Here is a 20,736-nt window from a genome sequence, read left to right as displayed (position 1 = left end):
AACGACTTTATTGTAAATTAAGCAACTTAATTATCTCTGTACAATCACATGTTTTCGAGAAGATTTAGTTGATTATTCGAGGGAAAATGAAGCATAAATTGGCCTTAAACTAAAAGAAGCATAAGTTGACCAAAACGGCCATCTTATGCTTCTTGTTATACTACATATATTAGGATCATGGATAGAATATAAATTTACAAGTATAGTTTCATCCTTTTATAGTGAGTTTTATTAGAAAGGGAAGCCTTCTTCCGTAAGTTCAATCTCCCATAATACTTTCTCAATTTCCACAATATACTTTAAAAGTAGCAAACCTTTTTCTACTGTATTTGTGGGAAGAGAATTAAAGGTTGCCAAATAAGACTGAACTTTATCATGATTCTTTAAACCGAGTTTACCTAATAGTTCTTTAAAACTATCTTCTAACTGGTTAATACTTTTGTGTATAGCCCATGAAATAGCCTCATTATATTTGTCAGGGCTTAAGTTACCAGTAAATGCTTGACCAACTGATGCTCTAAACTGCTCCTTTTCTTCTGCTGTTAAAAACCCCATCAATTTGTTAACATCCAAACTCTTTTTCAAGCTTGTGATATTATCAACATTCTCCTCATCAAAGGCTTTATTAAATCTAAACTTACTAGAATACTCTTTTTCCTCTGATTTCCTAATGTTTTCAACTTGAGTAGTGAGCTTTTCTATTTGTTCCTCAGACACAGCTGCATTTAAATAGAGTTTTGCATTTTCTACAAACTTTTCAATTCTAAACATGTTGAATTTCTGACTTGTTTTCTCAAGAAATTCTTGTACTAATTGAGGTTGTGGTTTCTTAAAAGCTTTTTTATCTTTCTCCCACCAATCGTCTTTCTTTTCCTCAGTTATAAAAATAATTGGTTTAGAAGAATTTTTTGCTTTATCTATCATCTGATGCCACATAATCAAATCACCATATTTTTTTTGATACCTCATAGCACCATAATTCCTAAATCCTTGTTTATCTGGGTCATTTTTATCTGCCCAACCTGGAGGAACCTCATGTGTGTATCTTATTTCCCCGTCTATTTCAATCTCATGAATCTTTCTTTGGGCATAAGGTTGACCAACAATACCATCTAACAAGTCTAAAATATTCTCCTGAATTTCTTTAACATCTGGTAAAGCCTTAAGCTCTATATCTAGCTGTTCCTGTACTTTTTTATTAGCTTCCTCTAATTCCTTAACAAGAAATCTAAAATCATCAACTTTTATGAAAGGATACTCACTTTCAATAGACCTTATGCTAGTATTTGCAGTATCCTTTAAGCTTACTAACTTACTTGCTAATTTTTTATAGCCCTCATGCTGTAAGAACATATTTTTTTCATAGTTATGGAAATATTCTAAGGCAACTTGGTGAGGGATATATAATTTTTGTTTATTCTTTAAATCTTTAAGAATATCAAAAAACATTTTATATGTATCTTTTGTTGTATATTTGTAAAAGTTTATTAATACATTTGTATCTACAACAAATAAAGCGTCATCCCATAATTCTTTATATTCTTTCTCAGTATATCTTATGAAACCTTGAAACATTTCTCTCAACTGCTATTCCCCCTAAAACATTTATAAGATACTAAAAAACATATCATTATTTTACCAAAAATTTCTTTTCATATATATATCATAAAATAATTAAATAAAGCAGATAAAGCGATAATGCTCAATTCCATAGCTGCTTTTTAAATATAATGTAAAAGATGAAAACTTACATTGAAACAAGGGATTTCTCGCGTTAGTTTGAAATAAAGTACAATTAAAAGCAATTCCGTATCCTCTAAGAATTTGATTTGCGTTCGGCTGTTAGTATAAATAAAGATGTTTTGAACTATTTTTATTAGGTAATATATGGTAAGGTTATGTTATTTAAAGGAGAGGATTAATATGGGAGATACTAAGGTACAGATTGAAGAAATTGAAGAATTACCTACACATAGGTTTTATTTTTCATATCAATTTTTAAGGTCGGATGTATCCTATGAAAGGCTTATAGGTGAAAATACAATCAATGAATTATACATTGATATGTACTCCTATTATGAAGAATCATTAGGACTATTACGATCAACCCGAAAATTGTTTGAAACAATAAATAAGGATATTCAAGCTTTTGAAGAAAGATATAGAGAAATCGGTGAGAAGATACAGAAAAGAAAAGAAGAATGTGAAACTGAAGAAGATTTTGCTGATTATGAAATTGTATTATCCAGGTATTTAGAAAGACAAAATCTGTATTATAGAGATAGGGATATAGAAATTAATGCATTTTCTTCAGGAATGATTGTACAACTTTTAAGTTTGTTTGAATCTACATTACACTCAATTTGTAAAAAATTAATGGAAAGTGATCAGAATTTACAAGATATAAAACAAGTTTGTAGTCGTGATAAAGGTTCTGTGAAGTACTTGAAATATATGGATAAATGTTTAAATCCGTCAGTACAGAATGTGTTGATAGGAACACCTAACTATGAAAAACTATGCTCATGGATAGCAATTAGAAATAATATTGTTCATAATAATAATGAGTTTAGGGAAGAACTAAATAACAACATTAAGAAACATGGATTTTCTGTAAATAAATTAAGAAATAAATTTTTATTCAATAAAGATAGTATTCAAGAATTAGCGGATATTTGTGGTATAACAATGGATATTATAGTTGAACAAAAGTTAAGACTCCATTTTATGGAATTAAGAAAAAGATAAACACCGTTTGAAATAAAGTTTGATTCAAATCCAATTCACACGCACATTTTTATTTTGATTTTCAGTTTCATGTGATGATTTATTCAAGCAGTAATATAGTTGATGAACCGGTAGGTTCTGTTTTTGACACCATGCAACTTTGGATAATCCATTGTTTTTATAGTCTTGAATATAAGTTTCCCATTCTTTCTTTAATGGGTGTCTTTTCATAAAAAACTTCACATGTAGTATGTAAGGAGATTATCGCGTGGGTTATTTACAAATAGTATGTGGGAAATATTTGACGTTTACAAATCAAGTCGCCCCAAAAACAAAAAATTCACTTCTTATCTGAAAAGAGATAAGAAGTGAATTTTTTCAAATGCTACTAATAATGTGATCTTATGTATTTAATAAAAGGGCACCCTAGTAGTACCTTTTTATATAGCTTATATGTTTAATCAAATCATATTAAATGTACATAGAGTAGTCTTCAAAATTCCAGAAAAAGTCAATATTCATTTTCATTTTTAGGCTAGGGTTATCTTTAAAATGCCAGATTAGATCTTCTGTTATTTTTTCTACCTTCTCCCTTTCTACCTGTGATATATCATAATATTCTACTTCTCCATATCTCGCCTTATAGAAAGCTACTTTCTTTATGTTTAAATCCTTATAAGGAAAAGGCATACCTATTTCTGCAAACCGTGACGATATGTTATTTAAACAATAATATCCAATTAATTGCGCAACTTCATCCCATGCATAACCTGACTTTTTGGTGGTTTTAAAATCATATAACACCCCATCAATGATTATGTCTGCATCAGCTCCGTTAACCATAAGAGAAGCTACACCGCAATTAGGATTATATATCACTTCACTTTCTGAGGATATAACTTTAGGTATAAGGAATTTATCTTGGAATACCGAGCACATATCTGCTAATTCTCTTATTACATCTTCAGGCTGTTTAGAAAAGAAACGTTTCTTTTCCTCATTAGCAAGTTTGCGCCCACTTCGATAAACATTTTCTAATTTAGCAAAGAAGCATGCTACTGGAATCATCTTGTTAATATCTTCTTCTCCAGCAATATACAATTCAAACAAGCTCATACCTTTTTCATAAACAATCTGCAACTTATCTAAGGGGATTAATGCATCTTCCTTATAAAATCGTTCCATTACCTCATAACCATCTGTTGCTTTTAAATTATTTAGAAATTCTTTTTGGTTGCTTTTAACGATTCTAGCGATCATCAATCTAGCCAAGTAATCAAATGCAGTACCAACTAGCGCTGCATTTTTAAAATTAACTAAATTAAATGGTACGACCATCTTATAATCATTAGCGAAAGCGGGATGGCCAGACAAAGTATAGAACTCATTTGCTTTGGGGATGAGTTCATTCAAGATGGATTGAAACTTTCTATCTGTTTCATTATTGCTTTTAAGCACCTTAGTTAACACACAATCACCTCGTTTGTTTAATTATAATATCACTATTATATAATGATAATAAATAAAATGGATTATATAATTTGTTTATTACACTTTAAGAACGGTAACGTCAACCGTATCAGAAATGGACACGACCTTTGGTAGTAAGAATTTCACTACTTCATATTCAGGAATCCCAATTTTCAGCTCATTATTAAACTACTGAATTTACTTCCCAATATAATTTTTCTATTTTACCATCCATAAAATGAAATTTCATAATTCCAGTTTCTTTTTTATTTCGATTTTCTGGGGTGAATGTTATAAATTCGTCTGTATAAGTTAAGTATCCAGTATATTCAACAAATATACAATCTTCCTTTTCAATTAGATTATTGATAACCCATCTATTAGGGTGAATCATATGCAAGTAAAACGCCATGGATTCTTCAAATTCTTCCCTATTCACAATATTAGATTTTTTTATACCATTATTTATAGAATGAAAGGTAAAATGTGTAGTTATAAGTTCTTCTAATATATTGAAATTGTGTTGAGTAAGGAATTCATTAAACCAAGTTTTAATAATTCCTTGTTTTTCTATGATGTTCATAAGTGCCTCCATAAAATAAAAAAATAGAAAGAAGTGGGGTATGCGATTAAATAGGGCTTATACCCCCTATGAAGAAAGAGCAATAGACTCTTAAGAGTTTTCTCTTTCTCAATTATTTGCAGGAGTTCTTCTATTCTTTTCTTTCTTAGTTGTTTTTGTTCAATTTCATTAGGATTTTCTATTTCAGTAAGAAATCAGTATACCATCCTATATAAAAAATAGTGAACTACAATTATAATTATTATATTCCATAAAGAAACATAAATTAGAGCTAAAAAAGCTTCAAAACGATAAGTGATATAAAGGTTAATAATGTATACCGGAGGACTAATTGAATGAGTAATATTAATAAAATTGCAGGTGAAAATATAAGAGTATTCATTGAATCTAGAGAGTTAAAGAATTCATGGGTAATGGAAAGAGCTGGAATTGGCGAAAATGCTTTTTATGATATGTTGAACGGCAAGGGTAACATAGAAGAGCATATAAAGAAGCTAAGTGATTTCTTTAAAATAGACGATCCTATGTACTTTTATAAAACTGATTATGACTATAACAAACCCAAGAGTATATTGAGTCGTAAAGAAATGGCTCTGAATCTAGTTGGTGGCGAAGACAATCAAGAACTGAACGAGGGGATTGAAGTATTCCTTGAGCTCGTAGAATTAATTGATGTTTTGAAGGTCGCACAGGAGTAAAGACAGAGAGGTAATTAATCCTCTCTGTTTTATTGTATTTGTTACATTAGTAATAATAGTGCTAAACATCTATAAAGTTCAGACACTTCTTTTACTGTGTATTCCTTCAAAGATTTCCCTCTAAACCGAACTGATTATATCTTCTTGTTTTACTGAAACTTTTTATTGTTGTAAAGTGTTCCCTTTTTAAGGTTGTTTTAATAAATGAGGTCTTTTAGACGGTCTAATAAACAAAAAGTACACCACTTTTATATAAGTGATGTACTAAATTTTCATTTAATGTCAGACATTAAAGACAAACTTCTACTTTTTCAGTAATAAGGTACATACACTTGTCTTTAATTTTACAAAGTAGCATCTTAATTATGTGAAATGAATTTATTGGAGGTCTTTTGTTATTTTAATATGTCCCTAAAATTCTAAATTGTGTATTTTTATATTGTTTTTATATTAAAGTCTCTAATAATGATGTGGAAAATACAAAGGGGAAATTCCTTTCAATTGACAGAGTAATTTAAACAAGAATTTAATAAATTTTTCACTCATCCTACTTTATGGTAAGTTTATTAAAGACATAATCTATTTAATAGTGTGCTTTAAACTGAAGGGGAGATATATATAATGTTTTACAATGAACCTTTATCACATAGAATGAGACCGCGAACAATCGATGAAGTAGTTGGACAAGATGATGTAATAGGCCCCAAAACAGCCTTATATCGTATGCTTCAAAATGGACATATCCCATCCCTTCTTTTCTATGGACCGCCAGGTACAGGGAAAACGTCTCTTGCTTTTGCAATTGCAAATACAGCAAAGAAAGAATTTTATGCCCTGAATGCCATTAGTGCTGGAAAAAAAGAAATAGAAGCCGTTATAGAAGAAGCAAGATTAACTCGTAATGCAATTTGTTTTATAGATGAGATTCATTTGTTAAATCGTACACAGCAAGATTCACTGCTTAAGGCATTAGAGGAGGGAGTATTTACTCTAATTGGGGCAACAACAGAAAATCCTTACCATAGTGTGAGAGGTGCGATTTTATCAAGAATTGGACAAGTAAAGCAATTAAAATCTTTGTCTTCTTCTTCTATTCTAAAACTGTTAAGAAGGGCGTTAGAGGATCAAGGAAACGGTTTAGGGAAAATGAATATTACTATATCCGATGAGCTATTAACATTAATTGCTCAAACAACAGGGGATGCGCGTTCTGCACTCAACTTATTAGAAGATATTGCATTCGGTTCTGAAAAAGGTGAAAATAACAAAATTATTGTGACAGAAGATACCGTGAAACAATGTATCCAAAATAAAGGGTTCTCTCATGATAAAAAAGGGGATATTTTTTATAATTTACTATCCAGCTTTCAAAAAAGTGTCAGAGGTAGTGATGTAAATGCAGCCCTTCATTATTTGGCAAGATTATTAGAAGGTGGAGACTTAGTTTCTATTTGCAGGAGATTACTTGTTATGGCGTATGAAGATATTGGGTTAGCCAATCCCGAACTCTGTGCAAGGGTTTTACCTGCAATAGAATCAGTGGAGCGAATAGGGTTACCTGAGGGAAGAATACCTTTATCCGTTGTAACAATTGAATTGTGTTTATCTCCTAAATCCAATTCAGCATATAAAGCTTTGGACAAAGCAATTGACGATGTGAAAAAAGGACGTACAGGTGACATACCTGCACATCTAAAAGATTCCCATTATCAAGGTGCAGAAAAGCTAGGGCATGGTCAAGGATACTTATATCCTCACAATTATCCAAATGGATGGGTGAAACAAGAGTATTTGCCTAATGAATTGAAAAATACTATATATTATGAACCAAAAGTGGCTGGAGAAGAGAAGCAGTTCGGTCGTATTTATCAGAGACTGACTGATTTAAAAAAACAAAATTAATAATAAAAACAGATCTCCCCACCAATTTATGAATAGGTGGGGAGATCTATTTAGAAATCAAAATCGTCTAAAACGCTTCCTTCTTGTTGTGTTGGAGGATTTAGAGGCAATATTTCACTTTGTTTTACTTCGCGTAATGAAGTATTTTTATTGAGCTCATTCATTTTACTAAAAATCTCAACAGGGTTATCTGATAGTATACTTTTTAACAATTCTTCAGCGATGGGTGTTCTTGTTTTACCTACTGTTAATAAATTTGCTAATGGAATATCTTTGTTCATACTGAATTCCATCCATTGGAATAAAGTGTCTTGATAGGATTCTACACTATCTTTAAGGTCTTTATTTTGTTCTGTTGCTTGTACTAAAGCAAATTTCGTTTTAAGTAATTCTTTCTCTAGCTTCTTGCATTTTTTAATATATTGTTGGAGCTTTAATTCATTCATTCCTAAAGCTCCAATTATTTTATTTTTATCGGAGCTTTTTCCTGTGAAAAATTTATTTACGATATCGTTTGTGTTAATAATTGATTCATCTTCTTGAATCTCATTAGGAATGTGGTGTTGCATGACTTGATTTGTTTTGTCAATTGTGTCACGCCCTTCACCTTTGCGCCAAAAAAATTCGCCGATGTTGTGTTCAATCTCACCATTTTCAAACAACTCTTTGGAATAGCGGTATACATCCATATACGCTATTTTTCCAGTAACTTTTCTTTCTTTAGTATAACGGTAGATGATATCTTGTATGAGCTCTGAAGGAAATGTTTTTTTAGGTCTGCCTCGCCTTTGTGTCATTTTTTACTTCGTTCCCTTCATCGTATTTGCTAATTTGGATGAAAAATTCAACATTTTATGCACACTTGTATCTAATTGATTTTTAGTAACGAGTAAATTTCTATTAAATTCTTGGTTGAATTCTGAAAAATCATCTTCAAAAGATTCATTTAAAGCTATGCTATATAAATTGTTCAATGTCTTTATAAGTGCACTTACTTCATTTTTACACTGTTGCAGCTCATGTTCTATTTGTTCTTTTTTTGACAAAAATTCTTCATGACCAATTTTCCAATAATCACAAAAATAGCATTTATCTACTTGGCAAAATACATTTGGGTCTGTACAATAACCTGTTTCAAGCTCCATTTCAAAGCCTGTATCATTAATTTTCAGTACTTTTTCTCGCACAAAATCATCATCTAAGCAGTTATAATATGAATTAGGAGTGGAAGAATTGTCTTTATTTATTTGTTGTTGGAATTTAAATTTTTGCATTAATTGAAGGATTTCAATGTCTACCCAGTATTCCATATGCTGTTGATAATGATATTGTGATTGAACAGAAGTATGACCGCCTAAACGAGCAATTTCCACTGGATGATAGCCCTGTCGCATTAAATTTAAAAAAGCGAAATGCCGTGTATCTCCAAGACGAATTCTATGAGTATATTCTACTTGGTACGCATTTTCTATAATTTGGTCATAAAAGTCATTTAAAAGAAATTTAAGATGATCATATCTGAACCTATTTTTGAAATATTCAGGCTGGTTAAGTTTTCTTTTTAGCCCAGTGGATGCATCTGAAATTAACGTTTTTGATGGGCCGAAAGCATTTGTCATTATGATGTAATTTTCTATTTCCTGATACAACTTTTTGGGTATAGAGATTTTATCGATGATTTGAATTTTATGATGGTTTGCCTTTTGTTTTAAGCGAGGCAATCGTATATAGTGTCTATCATTTTCTGTACTTAGTGCACTTCTATCTATATCACAAAATTCTGCCGGACGCATAGGAATCAAGTTGCTTAGTGTCCACCACAAGTAAATTGGATAGTATCTTAAAAACTGTTGTTCTTCTTTGGATATTTCTTTAAAGAAACTTTCAATTACCCATGAAAATGTTAATACATCGTTTGATGGAGGGAGTTTTCGAACCATTCCGCCAACCTTTTGAATATCAATATCTTTTTTTATGTCTACAAGCATTTTTTTATAAGTTTGCTTAACGTCAATTTCTTCATAAAAATCAATGAAATTGAGAGTAGGAATACATAGGTTCCATCGTGCTCTATCATCGCATTCATAAAGAAGGTGATTGTTAGTTTGTTCTAATAAATCTTCACTACATGCATGAGATAGCGTAAGAAAGTTCTCAACATATTTATGGTATTTATTAAGGGATTCTAAGGAACGATAGGGAATTAAAGTAACAATCCAACATTTTAAAGCTTGAACGATAAGAGTAGAATCTACATTCCAAAATGTCATTCTTTCTCTCATAGTTGAAAAATTAAAGTAAACGCTCGAATGACGAGTGTCGCATATAAAGCGCCACTCATCATTTTCAAAAGTACCTTCAATCAGTAATCCTTTTGACTTTTGCTCTTCTAAAATTTCAATTGCTTGTTGAATCATATTATCTACATAGAACTGGAAATCATTGAATTCTTCAAAGGTTTCTTCAATTGCTTTGTCTTCCATTACAGACATGCTTATCGCCTACCTTAACGTTGAATAGTTACATACTCTTTAATATTAGGAATTGATCGTAAATCTTTTTTTAACTCTTCTAATCCATTCTCAAAGAAAGAAGATACTACGTCCTTTCCAAATTTTTTTACAGCAGCTTCTATTAAATATAGGTAATTATATAGGGTATTAGAAAGACGGATTTTTTCACCTTGTTTAGTTGTTGTATTAAATAGTTCTTTAAAATTGCTGAAATTTAATTGGAATTCTTCTTCTAATTGTGACAATGCATAAAAATTTGGAACCGCAAACTGGCATTTTTCGCAATCTCGATTTGGAAATTTACAGATTGGATAAATACATTGGAAATATTCCTTTTTCGAGGGTTGTTGTCCTAGCCTTATGGACTCGTATATATCTTTTCTTTCTTCAATTGAAAGTCCTTTGATAACTTTGTAAACAATTTGTTGTTCTTCACTTAATCTATTTAAATAGCGAGCTACTTGTTCAATATGATGTACATCACCAAATACTTCTTTTAGTGCTAGAGAAGTTTGAGTTCGCTCTTCTCTGTTATCAATAGATTCTTGTAATATCAATTCACTTAAAGCATCATATGCATAGCCAAAGTGACCGAGATCAAATAATTGTTTTGTTATGAAATCCATTTGTTCTTGAGGTATATCAATATAAATGTTCGTTGTTTCTTCGTTACTGTGACCCCGTATGAATTTGGTGATTTCTAAAGGATTGCGTTTGGTCGTCTTTTTAATCACACTATAAACGTAGCTAATCAATGTGCGATTCATTTGTTTAGATTTAAAGATAAAATTATCGTTATGACTTTCGAAGAAACCATTTTTTTGTCTTGCAGTAAAAACTCTTTTGCTATTATTAAAATTAATTAGAACTTCTGATAAAGGTTGAAAGATTTGACAGCGAAGTTCACATAATACAGTAGAATGCGCAAAGGCAGCCATAAGTTCATATGAACAAAAGAAATGACGTTTTTTCTTTGTTTTTGAATGTACGAACGACATAGCTTTTACTTGATTAACAATATTTATAACATCGTCGTCACTTAAACTATTCCTTTCTAGCCACTCTAATGCCTCCATTACTTCCATATTTCCAAGTTGTGTATGTTGTAAGTTTATTCTGGGAAAAGAGGTTACATCATAATGTCGCCATGCATTGTTCAAATGCAGTAATACATATAACCAGGAAGAATCCCTGTGTAAATGTAGTTCTTTTTGGATTTGCAATCGAATATCTTCTATTGCTCTTTTTTTATGTTTTATAATATCTTTTGTATAATCTAGTAAGCTAATATATTCTTCGAGTGAATAAATGTTTTTTTCTCTTTGTGTATTTTTGGGTTCCTTATAAATATTATGGAGTTTACTGAATTCATAATTAGTAGGTAAACCCGCAATCTCTCTTGTTTCAAATAGTTGTCTTAAAAATTTATACATTTCGGTCTGTACAGTTTTGTTTATGTTTGAATTGAATACTGCCAAATTTAATTCATTATCTGTATAAATGAAAATTTCCTTTAAATCTGTTAATTTACTTAATAATATTGAGGTGTTAAAGAGCATGCGTATTTCTTTTTTCATTGTGACGCTAGATGCTTTACTTTTTGATGATTTTCGTTTTACATATGAAAACCAATATGTTGCAGTTGCTTTTCCTTTATCGCTGAAATTAATACTAGCCTCTCGTAATGCTGATTGTAGTACATCATAGGTGGTTGATTCGGAATTATATATGATGTTTTCAATGCCTTTCTCTCGTTGTCTGCGTTCATTGAGGGATAATACATCTGTTTTTAAAAATATTAAAGCTCGACGAGTGCGAAAATTAATACCATCTCGATTTGTGCATATAAGGGGAGGGATAAAGATTGAATGTATTTTATTTTTAAAAACTATTTGTGTTAATGTGCTCCTAGAAATATTAAGTGCTCTGATTGTTTCGTTGGTAGTAAGGTACTCGTTTCGCACTTTTCCCCACAATTCATTTTGTTTATCGATGAGAAATTGGACATCTTCTTTTTTTATATAGGTAATCGGAGACCCTTCCCTTTTTACAGTTACAATATTGTACTCTTTTACTACTTTTTCAACACTGTCTGCGGTAATACCAAGTGTTTTGGCAACTTGTTCTTTTGCTATGTATCCAACCTTTCTTTTTTCTGTTAGAAATGACTGCCAATCTTTTTTATTAAGGTACATATAATGAAAATTCTTTTGATAGAATCGAACAATCTCTTTGGGGTATGTTTTCAGCCAGTATTGTTTAAAGCTTACCAACAGAACACCGGCTTCTTGAGCAGCATGTACTATTGAGATATATTCCTTTTTAAATCTTGTAATATCTTGTTTAGGAATAAAAAGTTTATTGGAATTTATTTTATGATCAAGCAATATGAGGTTTATATAACCATTTTTGTGTAAGTAGTGAAAGTGTTGCTCAAGCGTATATGGATAGATATGGATATCCTTTTCCTTGTCAGCTAATTTTAAGAAAGCTTCTGGAGTTGTATAAAAATATTTCTTTAACAGTTTTAATGATAACTTATATTTAGCTAATGAATATAGAGAATATAACGAATTTCCTTTGAACTTCTTCTGAGAGACTATACCTTCTTTCTCTAAACGTTTAATAACACTAATTCCAGTAAGTTCAATTAATTTTGGATTTTCTTTCTCAATAGTACCGAGCGTTTTAAATTGACCTTTATAACATTGTAATTCTTTGATTTCTTTTTGGTACTCTTCAAGATGTTGAACAGCTTCTTCAATAGAAATAGGGTTTGGCTTCATTTTTTCACTTCCCAAAAATTAAAATTATCTATATTCTTTTTATTAATATCTGCATTCTTCGTTTCGGCCGCTATTCGTATATTATCAATTGCTTCTTGTGTTATGTGCAGGGCATTCTTTTCTTCTACATAACTCATTATGGAACTTGCGTACTTATCTCCTCTAGCAATTACAACCTCAGGAATAGTAGCGCCAACTTGAAGAAGAAGGTTGGTGAAAATGCCTCGCCCAATATGAGTAGACCATTTTTTATCAGTGAGAAATAAATAATCATCCATTCGCCCTTCATCACTTATACTTTTTAAGAACCCTTTTTTTACTTTATTAAATAACTCTTTATAAGTTTTTCCTGACATTGGTTCTCCTGTCCTTTTTGCAATGAATAATGCATTTTGATTTTTTATATTCATTTGATTATTCAGTCTTTTTAAGAGTTGTTTATGTTCTTTGTAAACTTGAGAAAGAAGTGGATTAATTAACAAAGCTTGATTACGAGGACGTTTTACGCCTTCATGTTGGTGGTTTATTTTATTTTTAAATAACTCTAAATGCCTTTCTCTTACTTTTAAAATGAATTTACGTTCCCCTAAATTTGTATCATCCCAATAGTATGGTGATTCGATTGCCTCTTTAGTTAGATTTACAATTTCTCCTGTTCGTAAACCTCCATAAACCTGGAAACAAACCCCAAGCGCTATATCAGGTGCGATATCCTGAGCGATTCTAATAAATTTTTGAACCAGTTCGTATCTGTTTTCACCAAAGTCCACTAGTTTGTCTGATACTCTTTCGTCTCGGCCAGGATAAATTGTACCTAATTCTAAATTATTAAAAGGAGAGCCTCTCTCTATATTAATCTTTTCTTGAATAATTTGATTAGTCGATAACCATTGATAGAATTTAATTAAATAGCCTTCTATCCTATATACATAATCGGAAGATAATTCTTCGCTTCTTGCTTTGAGTGATAAATAGGATATATATTGTGATCCATGGACTAGTCTTAAGCCGAATAAACCTTTCTCTTTCAAAGTAACAAATTCTGTTCTTTCATTCTTGACCTGATTGCTAATATAGTTTAAAAACTTTATTAGTTCATATGCAGCATTTCTTTGTGAACTCAAAGATTTAGATGCTCCACGATAATATGTCCGTATATAGTGTGTTAAAGGAGAGGGGTATAATCTATTTGTTTCTTTTTCCTTTATTCCTATACCAACCACTCTCTCTTGTATTACCCTTCCATTAATATAATGAAACTTATCATATTCTTTCACTACAAATGTATAATCATGTTCAAACTGCACTTCACGTATCTCCCCCTATATGAACAAATATTATTCGTAATCAATGTTTATTTTTTATCCATTACATATATTCGTGGATAAAAAAATAAACCCTTCTATTATAAGGATTTAATGCATATTTTTATTGGATTTATTATTTACTACCAGATAACGTTATACAAGTACTTCATCTAAAATTAAAACGAGGTGTCGATGCATCTTTGCCTCTTGTACGACAACTTCCATATCTTTTTTATTGTGAGTAACAGCGTTTAATAGGCGAAAAGGGGTTCCGGTACTTCCTGCAATTGCGCTCGCGATGGATGTTTTTCCAGTGCCTGGAGGGCCATATAAAATCATAGATTGAAAATGATTTGCTTGGACCATTCGCCATAAAATTTTTCCTTCACCAACTAAATGTTGTTGTCCGATAATTTCTTGAATATTTGTAGGGCGCATTCGATGTGCGAGTGGTTGTTTCATTTTTACCGTCTCCCTTAATGTATAATCTCTTTCTATCGTATCATTTTTTTTAGTGGAATTTGAAATAGGATGCTGTTTTGTGGGAAAAATGAATATGAATATTTTCATTTTTCTTTCAATTGTAATAATTTCCGAGTTTTTCAATGTGATTTTATGTTATCATTTTGATACACAAGTTGAAATTTCTTATAATACTATATTATGCTATAATTTCATAGGATTTTAAATTGTGTTCTTTTATAAATAAGATATAACCAATAGAAGTGAAAATTTGAAAAGAGGTGCAAAATAGATGAAGATTTCAACGAAAGGCCGTTACGGCTTAACAATTATGATCGATCTTGCAAAAAAGTTTGGTGAAGGTCCAATTTCCTTAAAATCAATTGCGCAGGCACACGATTTATCGGAACATTACTTAGAGCAATTAATCTCACCACTTCGTAACGCGCGTCTAGTAAAGAGTACACGCGGAGCATATGGCGGGTATGTATTATCAGATCAGCCAGCTAACATTACAGCTGGGGATGTAATCCGTGTATTAGAGGGTCCGATTAGTGTTGTAGAAATGATAGAAGAAGAAGAACCAGCACAACGCCAATTATGGATGCGTGTTCGTGATGCGGTGCAAGAAGTGTTAGATAGTACAACGTTAGAAGATTTAGTACGTTATGAGGAAGAAAATCACGGGGGCTATATGTTTTACATTTAATTCCTTGTGAAACGATTTGGAAAGAAGGAGATTTAATGGAACGCATTTATTTAGATCATGCTGCGACATCTCCGACTCACCCGGAAGTGGTCGAAAAGATGATTCCATATATGACAGAAACATTCGGAAATCCGTCTAGTATTCACTTTTATGGACGTCAAACGCGCCATGCAGTAGATGAGGCGAGACGCGCATGTGCACGTAGCATTCATGCGAATCCGAATGAAATTATATTTACGAGTGGTGGTACGGAAGCGGATAATTTAGCGCTTATCGGTGTAGCACGTGCGAATCGTCATAAAGGTAACCATATTATAACGACGCAAATTGAACATCATGCAATTTTGCATACGTGTGAATTGTTAGAACGTGAAGGATTTGAAGTGACATATTTACCTGTTGATGAAACAGGACGCGTTCAAGTTTCTGACATACAAAAAGCATTAATAGAAGAGACAATTCTTGTATCTATTATGTTTGGGAATAATGAAGTTGGGACGATGCAACCAATTGCGGAAATAGGTAAGTTGCTAAAAGATCATCAAGCTTATTTCCATACAGATGCGGTACAAGCTTACGGTTTAGTAGAAATTGATGTGAAAGAGTTTGGTGTTGATTTATTATCAATTTCGGCTCATAAAATTAACGGACCAAAAGGTGTCGGGTTCCTATATGCTGGTGCAAACGTGAAATTTGAACCGTTATTAATAGGTGGGGAGCAAGAAAGAAAACGCCGTGCTGGTACTGAAAATGTGCCGAGCATCGTTGGGTTGCAACATGCAATTTTGCTAGCTGAAAAAACTCGTGAGCAAAAAAATGCCCAATATGAAGAGTTTAAAGATATAATGGTATCTGTCTTCAAAAATGAAGACATTACTTTCGAGGTAAACGGAAACTTAGAATATCGATTACCACATGTGCTTAATATTAGTTTTACAGGAATGAACATTGAACCGTTTCTTGTGAACTTAGACTTAGCTGGCATTGCAGTATCAAGTGGTTCGGCTTGTACAGCTGGTTCGATTGATCCATCACATGTATTAGTGGCGATGTTCGGAAAAGACTCCGATCAAATACGTTCATCCGTACGTTTTAGTTTCGGACTTGGAAATACGAAAGAGCAAGTTGAGAAAGCGGCGTACGAAACAGTGAAAATCGTGAAGCGATTAACACAAAATTAGCATGGGAGGTGACATGATGAACAAACTACCTCACGAAACACGCGTTGTCATTGGGATGTCCGGTGGCGTCGATTCATCTGTAGCGGCTCTTTTATTAAAAGAGCAAGGTTATGATGTAATCGGAATTTTTATGAAAAACTGGGATGATACAGATGAGAATGGTGTTTGCACAGCAACAGAAGATTACAATGATGTAATTGAAGTGTGTAACCAAATTGGTATTCCGTATTATGCAGTAAACTTTGAAAAACAATACTGGGATAAAGTATTTACGTACTTCTTAGATGAATACCGAGCTGGTCGTACACCAAACCCAGATGTAATGTGTAATAAAGAAATTAAATTTAAAGCATTTTTAGAGCATGCCATTGCGCTCGGTGCTGATTATGTAGCAACAGGTCATTATGCACGCGTTGCTTATATGGACGGCGAATATAAAATGCTTCGCGGCGTTGATGACAATAAAGATCAAACGTATTTCCTAAATCAATTAAGCCAAGAGCAATTATCAAAAACAATGTTCCCGCTTGGTGAACTGAAGAAACCACAAATTCGTGAAATGGCGAAAGAAGCTGGTTTAGCGACAGCGGCGAAGAAAGATAGTACTGGTATTTGCTTCATTGGTGAGCGTAACTTTAAAGATTTCTTAAGTAACTATTTACCAGCACAACCAGGTGTGATGCAAACGTTATCTGGCGAAGTGAAAGGGAAGCATGACGGTTTAATGTACTACACAATTGGACAACGTCATGGCCTTGGTATTGGTGGTAACGGTGATCCGTGGTTTGCTGTTGGGAAAAACTTGAAAGAAAACATTTTATATGTTGATCAAGGATTCCATAACGAACTTCTATATGGCGACGAAGTTATTGCTACAAATGTTGGCTGGGTAAGTAATAAAGCGAAAGAGAAAGAATTTAAGTGCACAGCGAAATTCCGTTATCGTCAAGAAGATAATAAAGTAACGGTTCAAATCGTTGATGAAAATACAGTTCGTATTCTTTGTGACGAGCCAATTCGTGCAATTACACCAGGACAAGCAGTTGTTTTCTATGATGGAGATGAGTGTTTAGGCGGTGCTACAATTGATGAAGTGTACCGTAGCGGTAAGAAATTGGATTATTTAGGATAAAACGAGAAGCCTCTACCGATTCGCGGTTAGAGGTTTCTTTTACATAAGGCGAATTTTCGTTCGCTTGGAAAATACATTCTTTGTTATAATTTGTTGTAGAGGTGAAGGACATGTCAAACAAACTTGAAACAGGTATTCAATATATGCAAGAAGGAAACTGGGAAGAAGCTGCTAAAAATTTCACAGAAGCAATCGAAGAAAATCCGAAAGATGCGCTTGGATATATTAATTTTGCAAACTTATTAGATGTACTAGGTGATAGTGAGAGAGCAATTTTATTTTATAAACGTGCATTAGAGTTAGATGATAAATCTGCGGCTGCTTATTATGGATTAGGAAACGTATATTACGGTCAAGAGCAATTTGCAGAGGCTAAAGCTGTATTTGAACAAGCGATGCAAGCTGGATTACAATCAGCTGATGTAACGTTTATGTTAGGTATTACACATGTGCAACTTGGAAATGATCGTCTTGCACTGCCGTTTTTACAAAGAGCAACAGAATTAGATGAAAACGATGTAGAAGCTTTGTTCCAGTGTGGACTTTGCTTTGCGCGACTAGAACATATTCAAGAGGCGAAACCTTATTTTGAAAAGGTATTAGAAATGGATGAAGAGCATGCAGATGCGTATTATAATTTAGGTGTTGCCTACGTATTTGAGGAAAAAAATGAGAAGGCTCTCGCTTTATTTAAGAAAGCAACTGAAATTCAGCCAGATCACTTTTTAGCGGGTAATGGTGTTCGTTTATTAGAGCAAGAAGCTGAATAAGAAAAATGTAGTTTAATGGGTAGTTATCCCTCATCTAAATAGGTGGGGGATGTACTGCTCATTAAAGTGAAGCGAAACCGGAAAGGAGAGGAAAGATGGGAAATCAACATGCAATGGATTTGTTTGAGGAAGAGAAAAAGTTTATAAAAGCGCAAGTTCTTCATACCATTTTCCACAACGAAGAAAACCTCTATTCCGTTGTCAGTATGAAAGTCATTGAAACGAATGAAACGTACGACGAAAAAAAAGTGATGATAAACGGTCATTTTCCCCGCATGCATGAAGATGAAGTGTTTACGTTGACAGGGCATTTTAAAGACCATCCGAAGTATGGGAAACAATATTTAGTTGAAACGTTTAAGAAAGAATTGCCGCAAACAAAAGCAGGTATGGTGCAATATTTAGCGAGTGATTTATTTAAAGGGATAGGAAAGCGTACAGCTGAAAAAATTGTGGACCATCTAGGGGAACATGCTATTTCTAAAATTATGGATGATCCTGAGGCTTTAAATGGTGTTGTAAACAAGCAAAAAGCGCAAGAAATATATGAGACAATTGTTGAACATCAAGGATTAGAGAAAGTAATGAGTTTTTTAAATGGTTACGGTTTTGGAACGAAGCTTTCTATTAAGATTTACCAACAATATAAAGAGATGACATTAGAAGTGATTCGTAATAATCCATATCAGCTTATTGAAGAAGTGGATGGAATTGGATTTGGAAGAGCGGATGATATAGGACGTGCGTTAGGGATATCGGGTAATCATGATGATCGTGTACGTGCGGGATGTTTTTATACGTTAGAGAATGTATCATTACAACTTGGTCACGTTTATATGAGAAAAGATCAACTTGTAAGAGAAACGATGTCACTTTTAAATAATCAAGAAGGAAGAGTGACGGAGGAAGACATTATAGGTTGTATTGAAATGATGCAAAGTGAAGGGAAAGTTATTATTGAAGAAGAACGAGTGTATTTGGCATCGTTATTCTACTCTGAAAAAGGTGTTGTAAAGTCTATTCGCAGGCTCATGAATCAGGAGGAAACACCTTCATTCCCTGAAGCAGAAGTGTTAAAGACGTTAGGTGAAATTGAAGAACAACTGAGCGTACAGTATGCACCACTTCAGCAAGAAGCAATTCAAACGGCACTTCATAAACCGATGATGTTATTGACAGGTGGACCAGGAACAGGAAAAACAACAGTTATTAAAGGAATTGTTGAAATGTATGCGTCACTTCACGGGCTATCGTTAAATCCGAATGAATACAGTGATGATAATCCATTTCCGATATTATTAACGGCCCCAACAGGAAGAGCAGCGAAGCGAATGAGTGAATCAACAGGTCTTCCAGCTTGTACAATTCACCGTTTACTTGGCTGGACGCCAGAAGGGTCTTTCCAGCGTAATGAAACGGATCCGGTACAAGGGAAATTACTCATTATTGATGAATTCTCAATGGTTGATATTTGGCTTGCAAATCAGCTATTTAAGTCATTGCCCACGAACATTCAAGTTATCGTTGTAGGAGATGAAGATCAATTGCCATCTGTAGGACCTGGACAAGTGCTGAAAGATTTATTGAATGCAGGTGCAGTTCCAACAGTAAAGCTTACTGAAATTTATCGTCAGGCGGAAGGCTCATCAGTTATTCAACTTGCCCATGCGATAAAAAATGGAACACTCCCTCCAGATTTAGCGCAAAATCAAAAAGATCGTTCATTTATCGGCTGTACAGGAGCTCAAATTGTTGAGGTTGTTAAAAAGGTTTGTGAAAATGCTAAGACAAAAGGATTTAGCGCAAGAGATGTACAAGTATTGGCCCCGATGTATCGTGGACCGGCCGGTATTAATGTATTAAACGAAGCGTTGCAAGAAGTGTTTAATCCGAAAAGGGAAAAGAGTAAAGAAATTGCTTACGGTGATGTTGTATACCGAAGAGGCGATAAAGTCTTGCAACTTGTTAATCAGCCGGAGAGCCAAGTGTTTAATGGTGATATCGGCGAAATTGTTTCGGTGTTTTATGCGAAAGAGAACGTTGAGCAACAAGATATGATTATCGTTTCATTTGATGGAATTGAGGTAACATATACAAAACCAGATTTAAATCAAATTACACATGCCTATTGCTGTTCGATTCATAAATCGCAAGGCAGTGAGTTTCCGATTGTGATTATGCCGATAGTAAAAAGTTATAATCGTATGTTACGTCGTAATTTAATTTATACTGGTATTACAAGAAGTAAGAAGTTCCTTATTATTTGCGGGGAGGAAGCCGCTTTCCAGTCTGGTGTAAATCGCCTTGATGATGCAATGCGTCAAACGACTTTAGCTAATCGCTTGCAGGAATCGCAAGGAGAAGTACAGATGGTAACAGTGAATGGCGAAGAAATGGACGTGGAAAACATTTCACCGTATGATTTCATGTAAAAAGGTGAAATTATATAGTGAAACTTTCAAACGTATAACGTTGAAAGGCTCCAGCAATGTATAA

At 33.1% G+C, this 20,736-nt stretch carries 16 protein-coding genes and 1 pseudogene; 8 read left to right on the top strand and 9 right to left on the bottom strand.

Going from position 1 to position 20,736, the window contains the following annotated elements:
- Window positions 1–231 precede the first annotated feature (231 nt).
- The gene (locus tag ACTFRN_RS04730; protein WP_254231475.1) at window positions 232–1,575 is read right to left on the bottom strand and encodes a PIN-like domain-containing protein; all 1,344 of its coding nucleotides are present in this window, start codon (window positions 1,573–1,575) and stop codon (window positions 232–234) included.
- A 348-nt stretch (window positions 1,576–1,923) separates the two neighbouring features.
- On the opposite strand from ACTFRN_RS04730, the gene ACTFRN_RS04725 reads away from it, so the two are divergent.
- Window positions 1,924–2,748, top strand: coding sequence for a hypothetical protein (locus tag ACTFRN_RS04725; RefSeq protein WP_088106408.1), 825 nt, complete (start codon window positions 1,924–1,926; stop codon window positions 2,746–2,748).
- 24 nt (window positions 2,749–2,772) lie between these two features.
- Here the strand turns inward: ACTFRN_RS04725 and tnpA are convergent, their stop codons facing one another.
- The 3 genes from tnpA to ACTFRN_RS04710 all read right to left on the bottom strand — a co-directional run bounded on the left by tnpA (window position 2,773) and on the right by ACTFRN_RS04710 (window position 4,780).
- Window positions 2,773–2,958 (bottom strand): IS66 family insertion sequence element accessory protein TnpA, encoded by a 186-nt coding sequence (gene tnpA / locus ACTFRN_RS04720; RefSeq protein ID WP_411537482.1) that lies wholly within the window; start codon window positions 2,956–2,958, stop codon window positions 2,773–2,775.
- Window positions 2,959–3,198: 240 nt separating this feature from the next.
- A complete protein-coding gene (locus tag ACTFRN_RS04715; protein ID WP_088106409.1) occupies window positions 3,199–4,197 on the bottom strand; it encodes a hypothetical protein in 999 nt (332 codons plus the stop codon).
- 184 nt (window positions 4,198–4,381) lie between these two features.
- Complete coding sequence (locus ACTFRN_RS04710; protein WP_088106410.1) at window positions 4,382–4,780, bottom strand: nuclear transport factor 2 family protein; 399 nt, start codon at window positions 4,778–4,780, stop codon at window positions 4,382–4,384.
- Between the two features lie 335 nt (window positions 4,781–5,115).
- Between ACTFRN_RS04710 and ACTFRN_RS04705 the strand changes: the two genes are divergently transcribed.
- Together ACTFRN_RS04705 and ACTFRN_RS04700 are read left to right on the top strand one after the other, a co-directional pair.
- The gene (locus tag ACTFRN_RS04705) at window positions 5,116–5,478 is read left to right on the top strand and encodes a hypothetical protein (protein WP_088106411.1); all 363 of its coding nucleotides are present in this window, start codon (window positions 5,116–5,118) and stop codon (window positions 5,476–5,478) included.
- A gap of 621 nt (window positions 5,479–6,099) precedes the next feature.
- Entirely contained in the window at window positions 6,100–7,380 is a 1,281-nt protein-coding gene (locus ACTFRN_RS04700; RefSeq protein ID WP_088106412.1) for a replication-associated recombination protein A, read from the top strand.
- Window positions 7,381–7,430: 50 nt separating this feature from the next.
- Here ACTFRN_RS04700 and ACTFRN_RS04695 read toward each other — a convergent pair whose 3' ends face one another.
- The 5 genes and pseudogenes from ACTFRN_RS04695 to ACTFRN_RS04675 form a co-directional block, all read right to left on the bottom strand.
- Entirely contained in the window at window positions 7,431–8,177 is a 747-nt protein-coding gene (locus ACTFRN_RS04695; RefSeq protein WP_088106413.1) for a hypothetical protein, read from the bottom strand.
- 3 nt (window positions 8,178–8,180) lie between these two features.
- Window positions 8,181–9,872 (bottom strand): site-specific integrase, encoded by a 1,692-nt coding sequence (locus ACTFRN_RS04690; protein ID WP_088106414.1) that lies wholly within the window; start codon window positions 9,870–9,872, stop codon window positions 8,181–8,183.
- A gap of 14 nt (window positions 9,873–9,886) precedes the next feature.
- Entirely contained in the window at window positions 9,887–12,679 is a 2,793-nt protein-coding gene (locus ACTFRN_RS04685) for a hypothetical protein (RefSeq protein ID WP_254231465.1), read from the bottom strand.
- Window positions 12,676–13,986 (bottom strand): hypothetical protein, encoded by a 1,311-nt coding sequence (locus tag ACTFRN_RS04680; protein ID WP_088106415.1) that lies wholly within the window; start codon window positions 13,984–13,986, stop codon window positions 12,676–12,678. Before ACTFRN_RS04680 ends, ACTFRN_RS04685 begins: the two co-directional genes overlap by 4 nt.
- A gap of 162 nt (window positions 13,987–14,148) precedes the next feature.
- A pseudogene (locus ACTFRN_RS04675) lies at window positions 14,149–14,448 on the bottom strand (AAA family ATPase); the annotation flags it as partial.
- A gap of 292 nt (window positions 14,449–14,740) precedes the next feature.
- On the opposite strand from ACTFRN_RS04675, the gene cymR reads away from it, so the two are divergent.
- The 5 genes from cymR (at window position 14,741) to recD2 (ending at window position 20,672) form a co-directional block, all read left to right on the top strand.
- Entirely contained in the window at window positions 14,741–15,157 is a 417-nt protein-coding gene (gene cymR / locus ACTFRN_RS04670) for a cysteine metabolism transcriptional regulator CymR (protein ID WP_000704116.1), read from the top strand.
- A 35-nt stretch (window positions 15,158–15,192) separates the two neighbouring features.
- Complete coding sequence (locus ACTFRN_RS04665) at window positions 15,193–16,338, top strand: cysteine desulfurase family protein (protein WP_074567757.1); 1,146 nt, start codon at window positions 15,193–15,195, stop codon at window positions 16,336–16,338.
- 16 nt (window positions 16,339–16,354) lie between these two features.
- Window positions 16,355–17,470 (top strand): tRNA 2-thiouridine(34) synthase MnmA, encoded by a 1,116-nt coding sequence (mnmA, locus tag ACTFRN_RS04660; RefSeq protein WP_001038008.1) that lies wholly within the window; start codon window positions 16,355–16,357, stop codon window positions 17,468–17,470.
- A gap of 110 nt (window positions 17,471–17,580) precedes the next feature.
- Window positions 17,581–18,240 (top strand): tetratricopeptide repeat protein, encoded by a 660-nt coding sequence (locus tag ACTFRN_RS04655; RefSeq protein WP_000066391.1) that lies wholly within the window; start codon window positions 17,581–17,583, stop codon window positions 18,238–18,240.
- Between the two features lie 95 nt (window positions 18,241–18,335).
- Complete coding sequence (recD2, locus tag ACTFRN_RS04650; protein WP_074567756.1) at window positions 18,336–20,672, top strand: SF1B family DNA helicase RecD2; 2,337 nt, start codon at window positions 18,336–18,338, stop codon at window positions 20,670–20,672.
- Window positions 20,673–20,736 lie beyond the last annotated feature (64 nt).

Source organism: Bacillus cereus group sp. MYBK245-2 (assembly GCF_051916145.1).
In the GTDB taxonomy this organism is placed as follows: domain Bacteria; phylum Bacillota; class Bacilli; order Bacillales; family Bacillaceae_G; genus Bacillus_A; species Bacillus_A pacificus.
Note: the sequence above shows the minus strand (reverse complement) of the source record. Positions and strands in the feature narration are given on the sequence as shown.